General features: G+C 39.0%; 14 protein-coding genes. 2 read left to right on the top strand and 12 right to left on the bottom strand.

Features of this window, described 5'->3' with window-relative positions; translation table 11 throughout:
- Position 1 precedes the first annotated feature (1 nt).
- Genes FL972_RS09215 through holA form a run of 8 tightly spaced genes read right to left on the bottom strand, consistent with a single transcriptional unit; the run spans position 2 to position 9,998 of the window.
- A complete protein-coding gene (locus FL972_RS09215; protein ID WP_144605012.1) occupies positions 2-1,288 on the bottom strand; it encodes a bifunctional folylpolyglutamate synthase/dihydrofolate synthase in 1,287 nt (428 codons plus the stop codon).
- A gap of 2 nt (positions 1,289-1,290) precedes the next feature.
- Positions 1,291-2,247, bottom strand: coding sequence for an energy transducer TonB (locus FL972_RS09210; protein ID WP_144605010.1), 957 nt, complete (start codon positions 2,245-2,247; stop codon positions 1,291-1,293).
- A 1-nt stretch (position 2,248) separates the two neighbouring features.
- On the bottom strand, positions 2,249-2,638 hold the full coding sequence (locus FL972_RS09205) for an ExbD/TolR family protein (RefSeq protein ID WP_091654043.1): 390 nt from the start codon (positions 2,636-2,638) through the stop codon (positions 2,249-2,251).
- A 1-nt stretch (position 2,639) separates the two neighbouring features.
- A complete protein-coding gene (locus FL972_RS09200) occupies positions 2,640-3,329 on the bottom strand; it encodes a MotA/TolQ/ExbB proton channel family protein (RefSeq protein ID WP_144605008.1) in 690 nt (229 codons plus the stop codon).
- A gap of 1 nt (position 3,330) precedes the next feature.
- Positions 3,331-4,215: an SPOR domain-containing protein gene (locus tag FL972_RS09195; RefSeq protein ID WP_144605006.1), complete on the bottom strand. Its 885-nt coding sequence runs from the start codon at positions 4,213-4,215 to the stop codon at positions 3,331-3,333.
- 56 nt (positions 4,216-4,271) lie between these two features.
- Positions 4,272-5,969 (bottom strand): TonB-dependent receptor, encoded by a 1,698-nt coding sequence (locus FL972_RS09190; RefSeq protein WP_144605004.1) that lies wholly within the window; start codon positions 5,967-5,969, stop codon positions 4,272-4,274.
- Positions 5,970-5,971: 2 nt separating this feature from the next.
- Entirely contained in the window at positions 5,972-8,959 is a 2,988-nt protein-coding gene (locus FL972_RS09185) for a tetratricopeptide repeat protein (RefSeq protein WP_144605002.1), read from the bottom strand.
- Between the two features lie 16 nt (positions 8,960-8,975).
- The gene (gene holA, locus FL972_RS09180; RefSeq protein ID WP_144605000.1) at positions 8,976-9,998 is read right to left on the bottom strand and encodes a DNA polymerase III subunit delta; all 1,023 of its coding nucleotides are present in this window, start codon (positions 9,996-9,998) and stop codon (positions 8,976-8,978) included.
- Positions 9,999-10,118: 120 nt separating this feature from the next.
- Between holA and FL972_RS09175 the strand changes: the two genes are divergently transcribed.
- Positions 10,119-10,808 carry a tetratricopeptide repeat protein gene (locus FL972_RS09175; protein WP_144604998.1) on the top strand — a complete coding sequence of 230 codons (690 nt, stop codon included), beginning with the start codon at positions 10,119-10,121 and terminating at the stop codon, positions 10,806-10,808.
- A 1-nt stretch (position 10,809) separates the two neighbouring features.
- Here FL972_RS09175 and FL972_RS09170 read toward each other — a convergent pair whose 3' ends face one another.
- Together FL972_RS09170 and FL972_RS09165 are read right to left on the bottom strand one after the other, a co-directional pair.
- Positions 10,810-11,652 carry a universal stress protein gene (locus tag FL972_RS09170; RefSeq protein WP_144604996.1) on the bottom strand — a complete coding sequence of 281 codons (843 nt, stop codon included), beginning with the start codon at positions 11,650-11,652 and terminating at the stop codon, positions 10,810-10,812.
- Between the two features lie 9 nt (positions 11,653-11,661).
- Positions 11,662-12,582: a 2-hydroxyacid dehydrogenase gene (locus FL972_RS09165; protein WP_144604994.1), complete on the bottom strand. Its 921-nt coding sequence runs from the start codon at positions 12,580-12,582 to the stop codon at positions 11,662-11,664.
- A 237-nt stretch (positions 12,583-12,819) separates the two neighbouring features.
- Between FL972_RS09165 and FL972_RS09160 the strand changes: the two genes are divergently transcribed.
- On the top strand, positions 12,820-13,668 hold the full coding sequence (locus FL972_RS09160; RefSeq protein ID WP_144604992.1) for a DUF2911 domain-containing protein: 849 nt from the start codon (positions 12,820-12,822) through the stop codon (positions 13,666-13,668).
- 48 nt (positions 13,669-13,716) lie between these two features.
- Here FL972_RS09160 and FL972_RS09155 read toward each other — a convergent pair whose 3' ends face one another.
- A complete protein-coding gene (locus FL972_RS09155) occupies positions 13,717-15,417 on the bottom strand; it encodes a sodium:solute symporter (RefSeq protein ID WP_144604990.1) in 1,701 nt (566 codons plus the stop codon).
- 102 nt (positions 15,418-15,519) lie between these two features.
- A complete protein-coding gene (locus tag FL972_RS09150; RefSeq protein WP_144604988.1) occupies positions 15,520-17,985 on the bottom strand; it encodes a PIG-L family deacetylase in 2,466 nt (821 codons plus the stop codon).
- Positions 17,986-18,017: the final 32 nt, after the last annotated feature.

Below are 18,017 nucleotides of genomic sequence, written 5' to 3'. Positions count from 1 at the left end.
ATTACAGCTCTTCGATTTCAGCGACCACAAAAGTACTGCCTCCTACAAATATCAAGTCATTTGGTCCTGCTTTTTTTCTCGCAAATTGAATTGCTTCATTTACATCAACCATTATTTGGCCCTTAATCCCTATACTTTCTGCTTTCTTAGCGAACTCACTGGCCTTCATAGCACGGGGAATATTCGCTTCGCAAAAAATGAAATTTGCAGATTGAGGTAAGAGCCTGAGAATTTTGGTTACATCTTTATCCTGCACCATTCCTAGGATCATCCACAATTGCTCATAAGAATAAGTCTTAATCTGAGTAACAATCTCTTTCATACCAGGCTCATTATGCCCTGTATCACAGATTGTCAAAGGCTTTTCATACAAGGTTTGCCACCTTCCTTTCAAACCAGTACTGGCAACAACACTATCCAAACCTTCAATGATTGCCTGAGACTCTATATTCCAACCCTTCAATTTCAGTTGATAAACAGTCTCAAAAATTCCAGGCAAATTCCATTTTTGATAATTCCCTAATAGCTCAAATTTAAATGAAAAGGTTGCTTTGTCGGAACTAGCCTGATAAATCGCTTTCCCCGCCTCTTCTCCATTCTTTTCAATCTTCCAGATTTGATCAGCAAAATAAAGAGGTGCTTTCTGCTTAGCTGCGTTTTCTTTAAATGTCGAAGTGGTCTCCTCTTGAGTTTGACTAATTACTACCGGCGTATGAGGCTTAATAATGCCTGCCTTTTCTCCGGCGATTTGAGGCAAGGTGTCTCCCAAAAATTGCATATGATCCCAGCCTATATTTGTGATAAGTGAAATCTCAGGGCTGATCACATTGGTGCTATCCAATCGTCCGCCCATACCTACTTCAATTACTGCTATATCTACCTGCTGCTTGGCAAAGTACCAAAAAGCCATACCCACAGTCATTTCAAAAAAACTGGGCCTTAAATCCTCTAAAAAAGCTTTATTCTGTTCAACGAAATCAATCACAGAGATTTCCGGAATTTCTTCTCCGTCGATCTTTATTCGTTCGGTAAAGGATTTTAAATGTGGTGAGGTATACAATCCGGTCTTGTAACCAGCCTTTTGCAAAATTGCTGCTATAGAATGGGAAGAACTTCCCTTTCCATTCGTTCCAGCTATATGGATTGATTTGAATTGATGCTGAGGATTGCCTAAGTGCTCACAAAGGGCAATAGTATTACTCAGGTCTTTTTTGAAAGCAGCAGCACCTACCCTTTGAAACATAGGAAGTGCCTGATACAGGTAATCCAGCGTTTCCTGATAGGTCATAATTAATCTACCTTGATAATGAAAGTAATTTTTCCAGTGGAGAAATCGGCAACAGCTCCTCCCTGTTTTTTGAAGGAAATCTGATTGACTACCTGTCTGTAATAAGCCAATACATCATTGGATACATTATACTCCAACGGTACTGCTTGAACCACACGACCTGAGTCATCCACTGTGATTTTAAAAACTATCCTGCCGTTTCTTGTACTTACCCGGTCATTGATATTAGGTCTGGAAGCAAAATCCCATCCAGCAAGATCCAAGCTGTAGCCCGCACCTGAATTGGTACCTTGTCCGGAACCTTGGCCCATTATCGCTCTACCGTCTACAGTACCTTTAGGATCACCTTCGTCACCCTTTTCATTTGAGCTTCCTTGTGCACCTCCAGAGGCAGGAGTTGTTCCCTTACCTTTTGTGCCTCCCGCACCGAAAATCGCTCTCTGATCAATTTTTGGTTGTTCAGGCGCTCTCTGAACAGTTTCTTCTGCCTTAGATTCTGCAGGGGTAGTCACTGTTTTTGCCGGTTCAGTTTTGGTAGGCTCTGGTTTTTTGGTAGTCTCCACGGCTTTTTTCTCACCCTTAATGGGAGAAGGCTTAGTGGTTACTGCTTCATTTGCAGCTGGCTTAGATGTTGCTTTGGGTTTTGCTGTTTCAGTCTTAGTACTTGGAGCGGGTGTAGCCGGCTGAGTTACTTGTGGCGCAATTTCTCCAGGAGCAGCGGCCTCAGTAACGGGAGTTACCGTTTCGGAAGGGGCATTTGCTGAATTTCTATCACCAGAACCTGTAGGAGTAAATCCTAGGTTTAACTCCAATCCAAAAGTAGGTAAAGGTGGAATAGGTTGCTTCCAGACTACAATAAAGTAAAAAGCAATCAACAATAGGATGTTGATCAAAAGGGTGATCAAACCTGATCTCCTTTTATTTTGATTTTCTACTTTATCTGCATCCCAAAATTCCATTTTAATAAGGTTTTGTAGCGATAGAAACATTGGCTTCCAAACCAGCAGCTATACCGCCAATTTCCACCAAATACTCCACAGGTACTTCTTTATCAATATGTAATACGACTTGTCCTTTTTTATTTGCCAACAAATTGGTCAATTCTGCCTTAATCTGATCTCGTGCTACTACTCTATCATTTACTGCATAACGCAGGTCTTTGGTTACCGATACTGTGACCTCTTGAAGAGCAATGTCAGATGTTTCACTGGAAGGTAGATTTACTGGAAGACCTGATGGCGTAATGAATGATGAGGTCAACATAAAGAATATCAACAACAGAAAGATAATATCTGTCATGGATGACATGCTGAAAGCAGTTTCTACTTTATTTTTTGACTGGAGTCCCATCTTATTTCTCTTGAAGTAATTCGATAAACTCTATGGAAGAATATTCCATGCTGTGTACCAACTTAGAAACCTGAGTAACCAGGTAGTTGTATCCTAAATAAGCCAAAATACCCACAACCAGTCCTGCTGCTGTAGTGATCATGGCCTCATATATCCCTTCGGAAAGCAATTTAGGAGAAACCATCCCCTCCTCTTGGGCAATTGCTATAAATGCCTGAATCATACCTGCCACTGTACCCAAGAAACCTATCATAGGAGCAGCACCTGAAACAGTTGCCAATAGATTGAGATTTTTCTCAAGCTTGTAGATTTCGATTTTACCTACATTCTCAATAGAAACTTCAATGTTTTTCAATGGAGAACCGATTCGCTCAATTCCTTTAGCGATCATGTTAGCCACTGGCGTTTTTTCACCTGCACAAAGAATTTTTGCTTTTTCTATTTGACCGCTGGAAACCAAAACTTTCACTTGATCCAATAAATGGGAAGATGTTGCAGTAGCTTTCTTCAAGGTCAATAGCCTTTCAATAAAAATGAAAATTGCTAAGATGAAGAGTAAATAAAGCGGAATCATCATGTAACCACCTTTAATCAGGAGGTCAAGTAATCCGATGTTTTGTCCAGCTGCATCCATTCCAAGACTGTCAGCTGCAGAAAATGAATCTGTTGAGAGGGTTTGAAGAAGAATCATATTAATATTTCAAAATCCATAATGCTTCGGTGTAGTTTTCTTTGATTTTATCCAACTCAGCACTCGCTTGACTAAAGGAATTATATTTCCCTATGGCCAATCGATAATTAGAGACCTCATCATAAGGAGAGATTAAATAAAGCTCCTTCGTGCGATCTCTGTACTGGTCAGACTCCTGAATTGCTAGTCGCTCGTTTGGCAAACTACCCACAACTATAAAATATCGGGGTCTTGCCTCTCTTGCTTCAATTCGAATCAAAGAACTCTCCTCTTTACGATCAATAGTTGTACCAGTTTCAGTACTTTCTTGAGGTGATGAGGAAAGAGCATTAGAATTTGAAATAGAATCCTGATTTTCAGTTACTTGATTTTCTTCTTTTGATGTATTATTTATTTCTTCGGTAGTATTCGCAGGACTCTCTGTTGGGGTCATGGAACTCTGAGATGCTTGTTCTGTAGGAGAGTCTGCTTTCTCCTCTTTCATCAACTGCCAAACAATGGTCGAGACCAATAGCAAGCCAATGATGGCAGCATATACAACCCAGGAATTAGATTTTTTTGGAGTCGGTTTCGGACTTACTGGCTCTGGCTTTTTGGCCATAATTTTAGGCTCAGCTGGTTTTTCAGCTTCTACCTTATCATTAGCCTTCGCTTTTTCATTTACCGGCAAGACTTGTTCAGGCTTTTCTGTAGCTACTTTGGCCTTCTCTTTTTCTTCAGGCTTGGCTACAGGGATCACCTGTTCTACTTTTTTTTCTTTGGATTCAGAATCTAAATTTTTGGTAGCCTCACTCTTCGAATTATGCAAGGGTTTAACTTCCACATAAGGAAGTCCATAATCTTTCGGATCAGACCACATACGTTGTTCAGAGTTCTTTTCTGCCATTTTATAAAAAGGTAGCTACGAAACTAAGTTATTTGCCCGGAAAGGCAAACCAATTTTTAGAATTTCAGCCAAGCTCCACCAATTAATTGCACTCCCCTCACTGGATAGTTTAACCAACGGGTGTTTTGAGCATTTAATAGATTGTTGCCTTCAGCAAATACACCGATTTTTTCTGTGATTTTAAAATCTGCTTTTAACTGGAGGTCTGCAATTGTCCTTAGATTGACCACAGGATAAGGAAGCATCGCTGCAGCGTCTGAAGGAGACAAATATCCTCTCCCCTTCAAACCACCCATTACATTGACATTAGCCTGAATTAGCAATTGCTTGAATGGAGTAACTTGGTTGTTGATTCCCAATTGCCAAGTTGGTCGGTGCCAGGCTTCTTGCTGTTGATTGAGGTCGTATTGGAATATATCCAGCCTCGAATTGAGGCTGTAAATGGAAGATAATTTGAGACCTAATTCAGCATTGATATTTAATACACTGACCTTATCATCGTAAACTATTTCAAAGCGAGAGGTATCTGCACCAGAATTCACGAAGAAATGATATTGATTAAACCGGCTGATATCAATTCCTGCCTTGTAATGAAAATTCCCCTGGAATTGTCCTTCTATTCCCCCTGCTAATTTGTAATTATTAACCGTATTAAGGAGTTGCTCGGAAGGACCCAAAAAAGGATTTTGCATGACAAAACTGTAGTAGGTATTTCGCTGAACATCACCACTAAACTCTCCAAAAAAACCAAACTCTTCAGCAAACTGATAGCTGGCTTTTAAATTTGGAAAAATCCTAAAATCACTTGATTTCCCCGGTATACTATCATTTTCAGAAATAATATTCAGTCCCGCGGAAAAATTGAAAGCTTCATATTGATAAGCTACTTGCGGCCTGATGGCGAAATACGTCCTATTCCCCTGGTATAATTCATCTTCTGTGTTTGTAAAGAAGTATTCGAAACCTAGATTACCTGTCCAGTCATCACTAGGTCGAAACTTACCTTTAGCATTCAAACCAAATTCATTTTCATTGACAAAATAACTGTCCTTGAAGTTTCTGAAATTGATTTTACCTTCATATGAAACCGGTCCGGTCTTTTCAATATCCCGAATTCCGGCTTCAATTTTGATCGTGTTCAGGACATTTCCATCAAAGCCCATGAACTCCAAATTGGGATTATTATAAAAAGCACTATCCACTCCATAAAAGGAATAGGAATCCTGTGCCCAACGAAGTCCTCCAAATAGTTCAACCTGATCCATGAAATAACTAGCCGAACCTCCCAAAGTAGAGTGAGACTCTTTGGACTCTTCAGCCAAAACTGGACCCTTTCCAAAGCTTTGATGTCTCAAATCTATGGCGTAATTCCAATCATAAACCTCTGTAGCCATAAATCTGGCTTCCAACAAGGGACTTGCAAAATTACCATAACCCGCCTTCAGAAAGCCCGGATATAAATCTATTCTCTCCTGTCTATAATTTTTTTGAACGGGCTCAGCTTCCAGTTTTACCGGAGGCAGATTTAATTCGTAGAAATTCACCTGGTAATTAAAATCACTCAGACCTTTGGGCTGAGGCAAAACAGGAAGTTTCTCAAAAATTCTAGGCTGAGTGGGCAAAGTCAAAACTCTGTCTTTACGGATGACAAACTCCTGATCCTGAACTTCTCCACGAGATTGAATCTGAGCTTTAACTTCAGCACCTGCACCAAATACCAGCGCTAAACAGAAAGGTATGCAAAGCTTTTTCATGATTATTTAAGGTTTTGAAGTTTAGCTTGAGCCATTGATTTAATCTCAGCATTTGGAGTGTTTTCTACAATAGATTCTAGTGTTGCTTTCGCTTGGAAGCTTTCTCCTGATTGAATATAATTTTCGGCAAGCAGGATAAACATCCTTCCATACCAGTAGTCAAAATCCACAAAAGGTCCTGACAGATCAAAAATGGCATTGTTAGATTGCTCAATTTGACCTTTTGCTCTGTAAGAATCTGCCAAAAGGAATAAGCCTTCTGCACCTTGCACAGTTTTAAATCCATCCACCAGAATTGCCAAACTGATTTCGGCTGCATCTCTTCGACCTAATGCTAATTGGGATTTTGCTTTGAAGAGCAGGGCTTTAGGTTTAGCCTGAGGTAGGATCCCATCCAGTTTTTCCAGCCTCTCAGCAGTGCTTATCACTTGATTATGCTTTTGTGTTTGGAAATAAGCCAACACTAAGCCCTCCAAAGCTTCCGCTTCTTCTATTTTGGTTCTTGCATTCTGAGAGGAAGTCTCCAAATAAGGAATCGCCTGCTCATAATTTCCTTTGGAAAGTTCTATGCTACCAATTTTCTGAATAGCCTTCAATCTTTGTGGAGAAGCAGGCTCTTTTTCCAAAGCTCTGAATGAAACCAATGCTTTTTCTTTATCTCCCAACTGCAAATAGGAATCTCCCAAGAAGTATAATGCGTCGGAACGCTGTGCAGACTGGGGGTAGGATCTCAGATAGTTTTCAAAGGATCTGGTAGCCTGTGAATAGCTTTTTTCAAAATACAAGCTTTTAGCAGCTTCAAACTCTAAAGACTGCACTGATCCACCATCCGGATTGGACCTCTTGTAATTTTCTAAATAATCCCAAAACTCGCCGGATCTTCCTTGCAAAGCCAAAGTTTCCTGCAATCCTTTCAGTGCCGTTTCTGATGATTGCGAATTTGGATGCTGATCTAGAATTGCTCTATAATCCCTGATCGTGTTATCATAATTTCTCATAGAGAAATTGGCTACAGCTCTACCCTCCAAGGCATAAGGAACAAAAGGACTGTTTGGTCTTTTGTTGATCAATTCAGTAAATGCATTGGCAGCTTCGGAGTAGCGAGTTTCCTCCATGAAAATCTGACCTCGTTGGAAAAGTGCGTCTTCTAAATAGAGCGAGTTCGGATAGTTTGAAATCAACCTTTCCAGATTGGCCAATGCTGCATTATTGTTTGATTGGAAATTTTGTACAACAGCTAATCTGAAATAGGCATAATCTATCCCTTCATTTCTTTCTGTAATTGCCAATTGAAATGTTTGCTCAGCTTCTCTGAATCGCTTTTGAACATAATAGCAATCGCCTAATCTCAGTAAAGCATCACCATAATTCTCCTTATCATTCCTATTTCTGAGTCTATCTGTGTAGGTCTTAAACTGTTGTTCGGCCTGAGCATATTTTTGGCTATTGAAATAGGCATAACCTAATCCATAAAGACTTTTATTGATGTAGGAACTTGAAGTGGTACGACCCAAATTGATCGCTGTCTCATAGGATTTAATAGCAGCATTCAAATCACCGGAAGCAGCATAAATCTCCCCTTTCCAAAAATGTGATTCCAAAATCAAATCCTTGTCAATGGGATACTCCAAAGATTTGTTGAGATAAGAAATAGCGGCTGGGAATCGCTGATCCCTGTAATATACCATTGCCTGATAAAAGGCTACTTTTTGATAGGCTTCTCTTATTCTTGGTGACTTGTTGTTGATTTTGTCCATCTGCTCTATTGCACGCAGATAGTCATTGGTGTTAATCAAAGCTTCTGATAATAGGGTTTCAGCTTCGCCTTTAAATTTGCCTCGAGGATAAGTTTCCAAGTATTCATCCAAGCCTGAAATTCCAGCCTGAAAGCTTCCTTTTTGCAAATTGACCTTGGCATAATTGAAAATAGCTTCCTCCTGAATATTCTTGTTGAATGTGGAAGTTGAAGCAGCCTTGAAAGAAGTGCTGGCAAATTGGAAATTATCCAATTTGAGATAAGAATGTCCTAAATAGTAGCTTGAAGCTTGGCCCAATTCATCATTAGAAGAAGCAGAGACTTTTAAGTAATCAGCTGCACGCTGATAATTTTTGATTTCAAATTGAGCTATCCCTCCTTTATATACCTGCTCACGAGTCAATTCTCCTTTTCTGGCATTGACGAAAGCATCATAATTCTCAGCTGCCTTGTTAAACTGTTTTTTTGCAAAATAAGCCTCTGCCAAATACAAGTGAATCATTTCTTTCCTTTCCAGATTAGAAACTGATGCTAATTTGGGTTCTGCGTAAGAAATCAATTCATCAAAATTTTTCTGCTCATAATACATGGCCGCCAATAGATAAGGAACTTTATTGGCATAAAACTGAGACTTAGAAGCCGCTTGAAGATCTGCGATAGCTTTCTGTGAATTCCCGTTTTTCAGGGCGATATATCCTGAGTAATAATAGGCATCAAAACTTACCGGTTGGTTTAAAGTCTTTGCTTGATCAAAAAAAGGAGCTGCCTTGGAGTATTCATTCAATTGGAAGTAAGCATAACCCTGCTTAAATAATACATCTGCCCTAGCTTCCGCATCTAATTTTTCGCTTTTGACTAAGCTATATCCTTCTAGAGCTTCCCTATAATTTCTTTTATAGAAAAAATGATCCCCCATATATAAGCCCGCAGTAGCTACAGATGGATGATTTCCATTTTCCAGTATATAGGTTTTCATTAAGCCGGGTCCATTGGGAGCCTCCAACTGCAAAGCAGACATGGCTGCATGAAGTTGTCCACTTCTACTTTGTTCGGAACTTAATGGTAAGTTTTGGATTTGCAGATTATCCAAAAGAGCGGCAGAAAAAAGCTGCTTATCAAACAACTCGACTTGCTCATCGATAGATCGCTGGGGACTGGTTTGGTACAAACCGGATTGAGCTTGGACTTTCAAACACAGACCCAGGCTTGCTAGAAGCACCAGGTGGTATTTCATAAATGGAATAAGGGGTTCAGTGTAAAATCTTATACACAAGCTCGCGGAGGTTTTCTGATTCGCTCAAACTTCCGGAGTCAACTCCTTTAAAACGAAGATCAGCCTCTTTGATGTATCTGAACACCTCAATTACCTTGCCCAATTTATAGTTTCTGGCTGCGATCACGTATTCCTTTGCAACAAAGGGAGGAACTCCGATTACACTGGCTACCTGGGAATCTGAATATACCTTGGATTGATGAATCAGCGCTATCCTGGTAAAGTAATTGTAAATCAGGGAGAAAAGTGGAATTACCGGATGTGCTTTTGGATTCTGAGAAAAGTAGTGAATGATTTTATTAGCTTTTCCCACATCCCGAAAACCAATCGCTTTGAGTAATTCAAAATTGTTGTAATCCTTATTGATGCCAATGTACTTGGAGATATGATCTACAGTTACCTGAGTGGCTCCCTGAAAATTGATCAACATTTTACCTACCTCATTGGTCAATACCTCCAGGTTATTTCCAATGGAGTCTGCTAATAATTGACAAGCTTTGGGTTCAATGCTATGCCCCATATCTTTGAAATAAGCATCTATCCAAGCCGGAAGTTTATAATCCTGAACTTTATCAGATCTTACATAGACTGCTTTTTTATCTAAGTCTCTGTATAGCGCAGATCTACCATCCAATTTTTTATGCTTATGCGCCAGAACTAAAATGGTGCTGGGCAAAGGATTTTGAAGATATCCCTGCAAAAGCTTTACTGAATCCTCTTTGCCTAGATCTGGTAAACTCTGAAATTCCTTGACAATGACTACTTGCCTTTCAGCCATCATTGGAAACTTTCGGGCATTGTTGAGAATCAACCCCATATTGGAATCTTTTCCATAAAGCACAATTTGATTGAAGCTTTTCTCATGCTCAGCAATGGCATTTTTCTCAATAAAACTGGTAATCAAATCCACGTAAAAAGGCTCTTCTCCATCTAAAAAATAAATAGGAGCAAATTTCCCTCCTTGCAGATCTTTAAGAACATTAACTGGATTCTGTGGCATAGACTCAATTGATTCGGCTTTAAAGATAACAGGACAGTCCGAATGGGAACAAAAACCAAAGGAAGTTTATTTGGCTAAACTATTCAGGGCTTAATTTTGTATTAAATAAAACGATTGAATATGAATTTCGAAACAGGTATCAGTTTATATAAAGAAGGTAAGTTTCAGGAAGCGCTAGAGGTTTTTAACTTCCTGATAGAAAAGGATGACTCTTCCACAGAGTTGCTTTTATATAGAGGGAGAATACTATCCAGGCTAGGTCAAACAGAAAATGCCTTGGCTGATTTTGATAAAATCGTAGCCCTGGAACCATACAATACCAATTTCATTTCTGATAGAGCTGTTGTTCTTCACCTGCTCAAAAGAAATGAAGAAGCCTTAACTGAATTTGATAAGGCAGCTAACTTAGACCCATCCAATCCCTATAGATATAGCAGCAGGGCTTTTTTCAAAGACAGAATCGGTGATTTGAAGGGAGCTATTGAGGATTATGAAAAAGCAATTGAACTGGATCCTGAGGATGCAGTAGCTTATAACAATAAAGGATTGGTGGAAGAAAAACTCGGCTATCAGTCACATTCAAAAAAGAGTTTTGAAAAAGCGGATGAATTGGTAGGATACAAACCAAACCAAGATCAAGAAGACGCACTTCCGAAGATTGGAACTGAAGAAAAGAAGCCTATTCAGCCCATTGCCAAAGAGGAAGAAAAGCTGACTTTATCCTATTTTTTCAAAACTTTAAAATCAGTAATTGTGGATGAAAAGGCCAGGAAAGAGTTTATTACTTTCCTGAAAAAACCTTTTCAATAAATCAAAAACCTTTGATTACCCAAAGTGGCTTATTGATGAAATAAGCCATTTTTTTTGAAAGACTCCTAGTAAATACCCGGTCGAAAAAATCCTTCTTTTCACTGAGAGTTATCAGCATATCCCCTTTGGAGGTTTGCAGGTAATTTTCCAAACCCAAAGCCAGATCGTCGCGGAAGCTTTTCAACACATAGTTGACCTTATCATACTTGATAAAGGGCCTAAGTTCATCTGTCATAATTTGATGAAGAGATTTATCCGTGGCACGTTTACCCTGACTCGCATGAACTATATCCACCTCAGCATCATAGTACCTGGCAAGATCTATGATTTTTTGCACGGCCAATTTATCTTCTTCCAAATAATTGGTGGCAAAAATCAATTTTTTAGGTCTCTTGAAAAATACTTTTCTTGGGACTACCAAAACATCTATTTCGGATTGCTCTACTATTTTACTCGCTCTAGAACCGATAATATTTTTCCTTAACTCATTCATTCCTTCGGTTCCCACAACAATAATATCCGCCTTGACTTCTTTTGCCAAAGACAGGGATTCTTCCACAATTTTTCCATCTACTATTTTCCACTCACAGGATTCCAATCCATTTGGCAAACTCTCCCGTTCTATCGCTTTATGCAAGCTTTTAAGTTTATCTTTTAAAAAATCCATCTGATAAACAGCGTTGATGTCCATAGGAGATAGCTTAAGATAATCTTCCGTATTGGCTACATGAAACAGAATTAGCCTTGAATTATACTTTTCTCCTATCCTAGCAGCATATTCAATTGCATTCAGAGAACACTCAGAAAAATCAGTCGGACAAAGTATAGTATGTGTTTTATTCATTCGTGCAGTTTAATATCCTTTTTCACGGTCTACGGAATTTAATAGTTCATGGTTATTCTTAACTCTACTAAAGTTTTCTAAAATTTGAGGAACGGCAGCTTTTGGGTTAGTAACACTAGCAATATGAGGAGTAATGGTGATTTTTTCTTGATCCCAAAATAGATGATTTTTTGGTAAGGGCTCTTTTCTGTAAACGTCAAGCAAGGCACCTGAGATATATCCTTCATTTATAGCATTGATTAAATCCTCTTCTACCAAATGTTTTCCTCTAGCCACATTGATCAAATAAGTCCCTTTTTGACAGGATTTGAAAAATTCCATATCAAGTATATTCTCAGTATCCTTGGTTAGTGGTAAAAGACAAACGACCACATTTATTTCCTGCAAAAATTCATTCAGTTGCTCTTTGGTATAATATGGGAACTTGAAATTCTCTTTGGCAGTAAAACCAAGACCAGCGACTTCAAAGCCCATAAAATCTAACTTTTCCAAAACATCATAGCCTAAAGCCCCTACTCCCATGACACCAACTTTAACTGGAATCTCAGGATTACTCATATCCCAAACTTTACGCTTTTGATCCTTTTGATATCGGGTGATTTGTCTATGGTAGTTCAACACTCCCATCACCACATAATTGGTCATAGACCAAGTGAGTCTATCATCTACGATTCGAACAATGGGAAGGTGAGCCGGAATACTGGGATCAGTTAAAATATGATCAACGCCAGCTCCCATAGAACTAACTAGCTTCAGATTCGGAAAATCAGATAAAATCCCTTTGGGATGCTGCCAAACAAGAACTGCTTCAACTTTCTCAGGTTCAGTAATTTCTGGATAAACCTGAATATCTAGGTCTTCTTGGTAAGACTTTAATGCTTCAATCCATGGTTCTGGATTCTTCCCCGGACAAATGATTGCTAAATTCATAATGCAAAGTTCTAAATTCCTTTACTCCTTTCGAATAACTGCAAAGAATCATAGGCCCACTGATCAAAAAAGAAATTATTTTTGAGCTTGTTAGAATTTTAAGCCCTGTTAGACAGTTATAGCTTAAAACAAAGGCAATAAAAAATTCATTCCAATATACCGCAATGGTATTTAAAGGCATATAAATTGATGCGTCTTTGAAGCTTAACAAAACGCATTTAAACTAAATTTATATCAATGAGAAAGTCAATTATTCCAATTTTATTATTTACCCTATTTTCCTTCAGTTTTGGGTTCGCACAGCAAATTCAAATGCCTCAGGCATCACCTTCTGCCAAAATTTCTCAGAAAGTAGGTTTAACAGATGTCACTGTAGATTATTCCAGACCAAGTACCAAAGGAAGAAAAATTTTCGGGGAATTAGTTCCCTTTGGACAGGTTTGGAGAACCGGTGCCAATTCGGCAACTACCGTTGAATTTTCAACAGAAGTAAATATCCAAGGTAATAGCATTCCAAAGGGTAAATATGCCTTATACAGCATTCCGGGGAAAAATAAGTGGACAGTAGTTCTATCCAAAAACACTCAGCTTTGGGGAGCGATTGGATATAGCCCAGAAGATGATATTCTCAGGTTTGATGTTACCCCCAATAAACTAAGCAGAAAGTACGAAACTTTTGAAATCAGCTTCAATAACATGACTGATAATGGAGCTGACCTTTCTATGAAATGGGAAAATACCAGAGTGGATTTTAGAATCACAACAGAGGTAGATCCTATTGTGATGGCGCAAATCAAGGAAAATGTAATCGATACTAAAACCAAAGATCCAAGCCTACTTTATGCTGCATCTAACTATTACTTCACCAATAATAAAGATCTAGACCAAGCGTATGAGTGGATTTCTGAATCTGTATCCTCAGATCCAAAATATTGGACCATGCATCTTAAAGCTAAAATTGAAGCCAAATTAGGTAAAAAGGAAGCCGCAAAAACGTCTGCACAAGAATCCATGAAACTGGCTGAAGAAGCTAAAAACCCTGATTATGTAGGGCTCAATGAGCGATTGATCAAAAGTTTGGATTAATAATCTTCACGATAAGATTTCTTTAAGGTTCCTCTTTTGGAGGAACCTTTATTTTTTTATAGCCTGTATGATTGTACTGAATAGCATTACAGACAAACATCCGATGGCATTGTACCAGAGAAATCCTATTTCCCATTCAATTCCAAAAAGGCCTACACCATTTCTGAAATGAATCAATAAAATCAGGGCTTGTGACATCAATGCTGATATAAAAACAGCTTGCCCTTTCACCCACTTCATCAGAAATCCTACCAAGAAAATTCCAAGGATTGTTCCATAAAACAAGGATCCCAACAAATTCACAGCTTGGATTAGATTTTCAAAAAGGGAAGCGTATATGGCGAATAATATAGCCCCTGCCCCCCAAAATGCGGTGAAGAATTTAGAAGAAAAGACGTAATGATTATCCGTTCCATCCTTTTTCATTGAACGCTTATAAAGGTCTATGGTAGTTGTAGATCCCAATGAGTTCAACTCTGAGGCACTGGATGACATAGCCGCTGAAAATATCACCGCAAAGAGTAACCCAATGATTCCTTTTGGTAAATGATCCATGACAAAGCGCATGAATACATAATCCGTATCCCTAGTTTCAGCAACAGGATCATTTTTGACAATTAACTCCTTTACATCATCCCTTATTTGATTTTGCTCTGCCTTGAGTGTTTGAAGTTGCTGCTGCAACTCTCTTTCTTTGGCCTCATCTTCTTTTTCAATCGCTGCCAACATTTCCATATAGCTGGACTTACTCGTTTCAAAATTTCGAGTGTAATTGTCTTTCAGAACCTGATATTCCTCAGAGTAAGGACTATCTTCCAATTTTTCTGTTTGAACCTGATTGAATATGACTGGAGGCTGATAGAATTGATAAAAAACGAAAACCATTACTCCGATGAAAAGAATAATGAATTGCATTGGAATCTTTAAAAAACCATTCATTATCAACCCCATTCGGCTTTGAGCGAGGGACTGACCGGATAAATATCTCTGAACCTGACTTTGATCTGCTCCGAAATAAGATAAAAACAAAAATACCGCTGCAGTCATCCCTGACCAGACATTATATCGATCAGAAGGATCAAATTCAAAGGTGACGATATTCAGTTTTTCCATTTTTCCAGCCACGTGCAGCGCCTCAGTTAATGAAACAGGTATCAGCTGTATCACTATAATTCCTGCCAAAATCATCCCTCCCATCATTACTGCCATTTGCTGCTTTTGCGTAATGGACACTGCCTTAGTTCCTCCTGAAACGGTGTAAATAATGACAATAACCCCAATGAAAATTACAGTCCAGGTTAAGTTCCAGCCTAATAAGGTAGATAGGATGATCGCCGGCGCATAAATGGTAATTCCTGCCGCTAGCCCTCTTTGCACTATAAATAATAAGGCTGCGAGTGTTCTGGTTTTTAAATCAAAACGATTTTCCAGAAACTCATAAGCAGTGTAGACTTTCAGTTTGTAATAAATAGGAATAAAAAAAACTGAGATAATGATCATAGCCAATGGCAAGCCGAAATAGAATTGGATAAAGCCCATTCCACTTTCATAAGCCTGCCCTGGTGTGCTGAGAAAAGTAATAGCAGAAGCCTGAGTCGCCATAATTGAAAGCCCTATGGTCCACCAGTTCATAGTATTGCCCCCTCTTAGGTAAGAATCTAGGTTCTTTTTGCCTCTGGTCATATAAATACCATAAGCAGCGATGGAACCCAAGGTTCCAAAGAGTACAATCCAATCAATTAAACTCATGAGAAGGATTTCATTAGCAAGAAAAATAGGACGATCAATCCGCCTAAACTAAGCATTAAGCCAATATACAGGTTTCTCCATTTGATATCTCGCTCTTCCAATTTATTGTTCGATCAGATTAATGAATAATTTAATAGCACCGGGAACGGCTGCCGGTAATTCTCTAAAGAAGGAAAGCCCGGTGTACACATAGGTTCCCTTACCATACTTTGCATAAATCAATGAACCTGTTTTTGGGTCTTCTCCTGGATCATTCATCACCAAAGGAGTGCTGTACTCTTCTGATAATTTTCCAGCAAAATACAGTCCTCTTTCCTGAATCCAATCTTCAAAGTCACTTGAAGTGATTGGATTTGGCCCTTTTAGAAGTGGATGTTGATAATCTGCTTGTACTTCCGCCCCTTCCACAGAAACTCTATCCCTTGTTATGGTAAATGGATAAGGTCCCAATTGGTTGGTAAGTAAAGGAGATGAAGTATTATACTGTACGATCAAGTTGCCACCAGAACGCACATAACCCATTAAAGCTTGCTGATTGGAGGCCAAATCTAGATTTGTATTGTAAGCTCTGATACCAACAATAATGGTTTTGAATTCAGCTAATTTTTCTACGGTGTAATCAGCAGGTCCAATCATTTTTACTTGATAACCTAAAGCTTCAAGTACCTGTGGCACATCGTCTCCTGCGCCGGGAATATATCCCAAAACATCGCCTGAAACTTTCCAGTCTTCCTGAATTAAGGAAACTTCTGCAGTAGTAAAGTAGGTCAAATTCGGAATGTGCTTGTATCGAATATGATGCGTGATTTGATCGAATACAGCTCCATCTGAGGTAATATATTGAGTAGTAATCACCTTTTTCCCCTTTCCATTCGGAAGAAAACCAACCTTGTAAATTCTCTGCTTCAAAACAGGATTATCAGTTACCTCTAATATTTGATATTGATTTGGCTCTAACCCTTTAAAATTCAGCTTTCCATCAGAAATTTGACCTCTAAAATTCACTGTAACTTCCAAAGTTGGGTTAGAAGTTGGCAACTGAAAAACTGCTTCTTTGGATAGGCTAAGATCTATTTTGGGAATTATGGTGAAGGGTTGCTTCACCTCTCCGTCCACCTGATCATTGAATTTATGAAATAGCTGAACGGGGAAATAAAATTGCTCTCCTCCTAAAGTAAAGTTCACATTTCCACCTATCTGTATATCATTGAAAGGCTTTCCAATAAGGGTCTGATCCTTGACGGTATACATCGCGTCTCCTTCCTTATAATCTTTTAGCCAATAAGGTTGAGAAAAGGAAGCATTATCTGGAATCCTAAAATTCACATCGATTTCTACAGGCTGATTATTGGAGATTTGGTCTATTTCGCCTTTTAAGATGGAATTGAAAACCTCAAACTCAAGATTTTCCACAGCACTTTTGGAAGGATTATTAAAAATGAAAAAGCCCTGTACTTCTGAACCTGGAAAACCGGTTTCTTTATTTGTATTGAATTCGAAATCTATACCCAACACTTGCAAAATCAGGCGATCCAGTGCTTCTTTCTTTTCAAGAAACCAGGTGGCTTTGCTTTTTTGAGTAGCAAAAGCTCTCCTTAGGGCTAAAAGATTTTGAAGATTTGATTCAGGATTTATAAAGTCAAAATCCTTAATAGTCTTCTTCAAAAGATCTTGAACTTCATTTGAGTTAGACAATTCATTCCACCTTGATTTCACCCCATCAAAAGGTGTATCGTTAAATTCCTCCCCTTTGGTAAATTGAATATGATCTAAAGCTTCTCCAATTCCAGCCGTGGAGCCGAAACCCTGAGATTTATGCATGGTCCTGCTATCAGCGGCAATTTGACTATATGTCTGTCCCAAAAGAGGATTAAAATTTCCAGTAGGAAATGCGTGATATATTTGCCCCTCCTCTTCTACAAATTCTCCACGGAAGTTATAAGCATTCCAAAAAATCCGTTTCGGTTGCCAAACTTCCACATACTTCAGCTGCTCAGGAAAGGCCTTTGGGTCACCTGCTAAATCAAAGGCCTCCTCTGCTAAAATGGCAGATGTGGTATGATGCCCATGTGTTACCCCAGGAATTGTATTGAATCTTGTGATGATAATATCCGGTCGGAATTTGCGAATGACCCATACAACATCGGCTAATATTTGCTCCTTTCCCCAGTTAGTCAGGGTTTCGTCTGGATTTTTACTATAGCCAAAGTCTTTCGCCCGGGTGAAAAATTGCCTTCCCCCGTCTGTTTCTCTAGCCTTGAGTAGTTCTTGAGTTCGAATTTGTCCCAACCCAATCCCCAACTCTGGCCCAATCAAATTCTGGCCACCATCTCCACGTGTAAGGCTCAAATAAGCAACTTGAGCCATCTCCTCATTAGCCAAATAGGATATTAACCGAGTATTTTCATCGTCAGGGTGTGCTGCTACATAAAGCACTCTTTTGGTCTCTTCAATTTTTAAAAGCTCATGATAAAGCTCTGAAGAGGGAAGAGATTGAGATTGTGATTGCAAAGAAATAATACTCGCCATGAAGGCAAGCAAGCAGCGGGTAAGTTTTGGGTTTAGCATAGGAAGTTTTCGCGAAAACTTTCACAAACTAC

Source organism: Algoriphagus algorifonticola (assembly GCF_007655305.1).
In the GTDB taxonomy this organism is placed as follows: domain Bacteria; phylum Bacteroidota; class Bacteroidia; order Cytophagales; family Cyclobacteriaceae; genus Algoriphagus; species Algoriphagus algorifonticola.
Note: the sequence above shows the minus strand (reverse complement) of the source record. Positions and strands in the feature narration are given on the sequence as shown.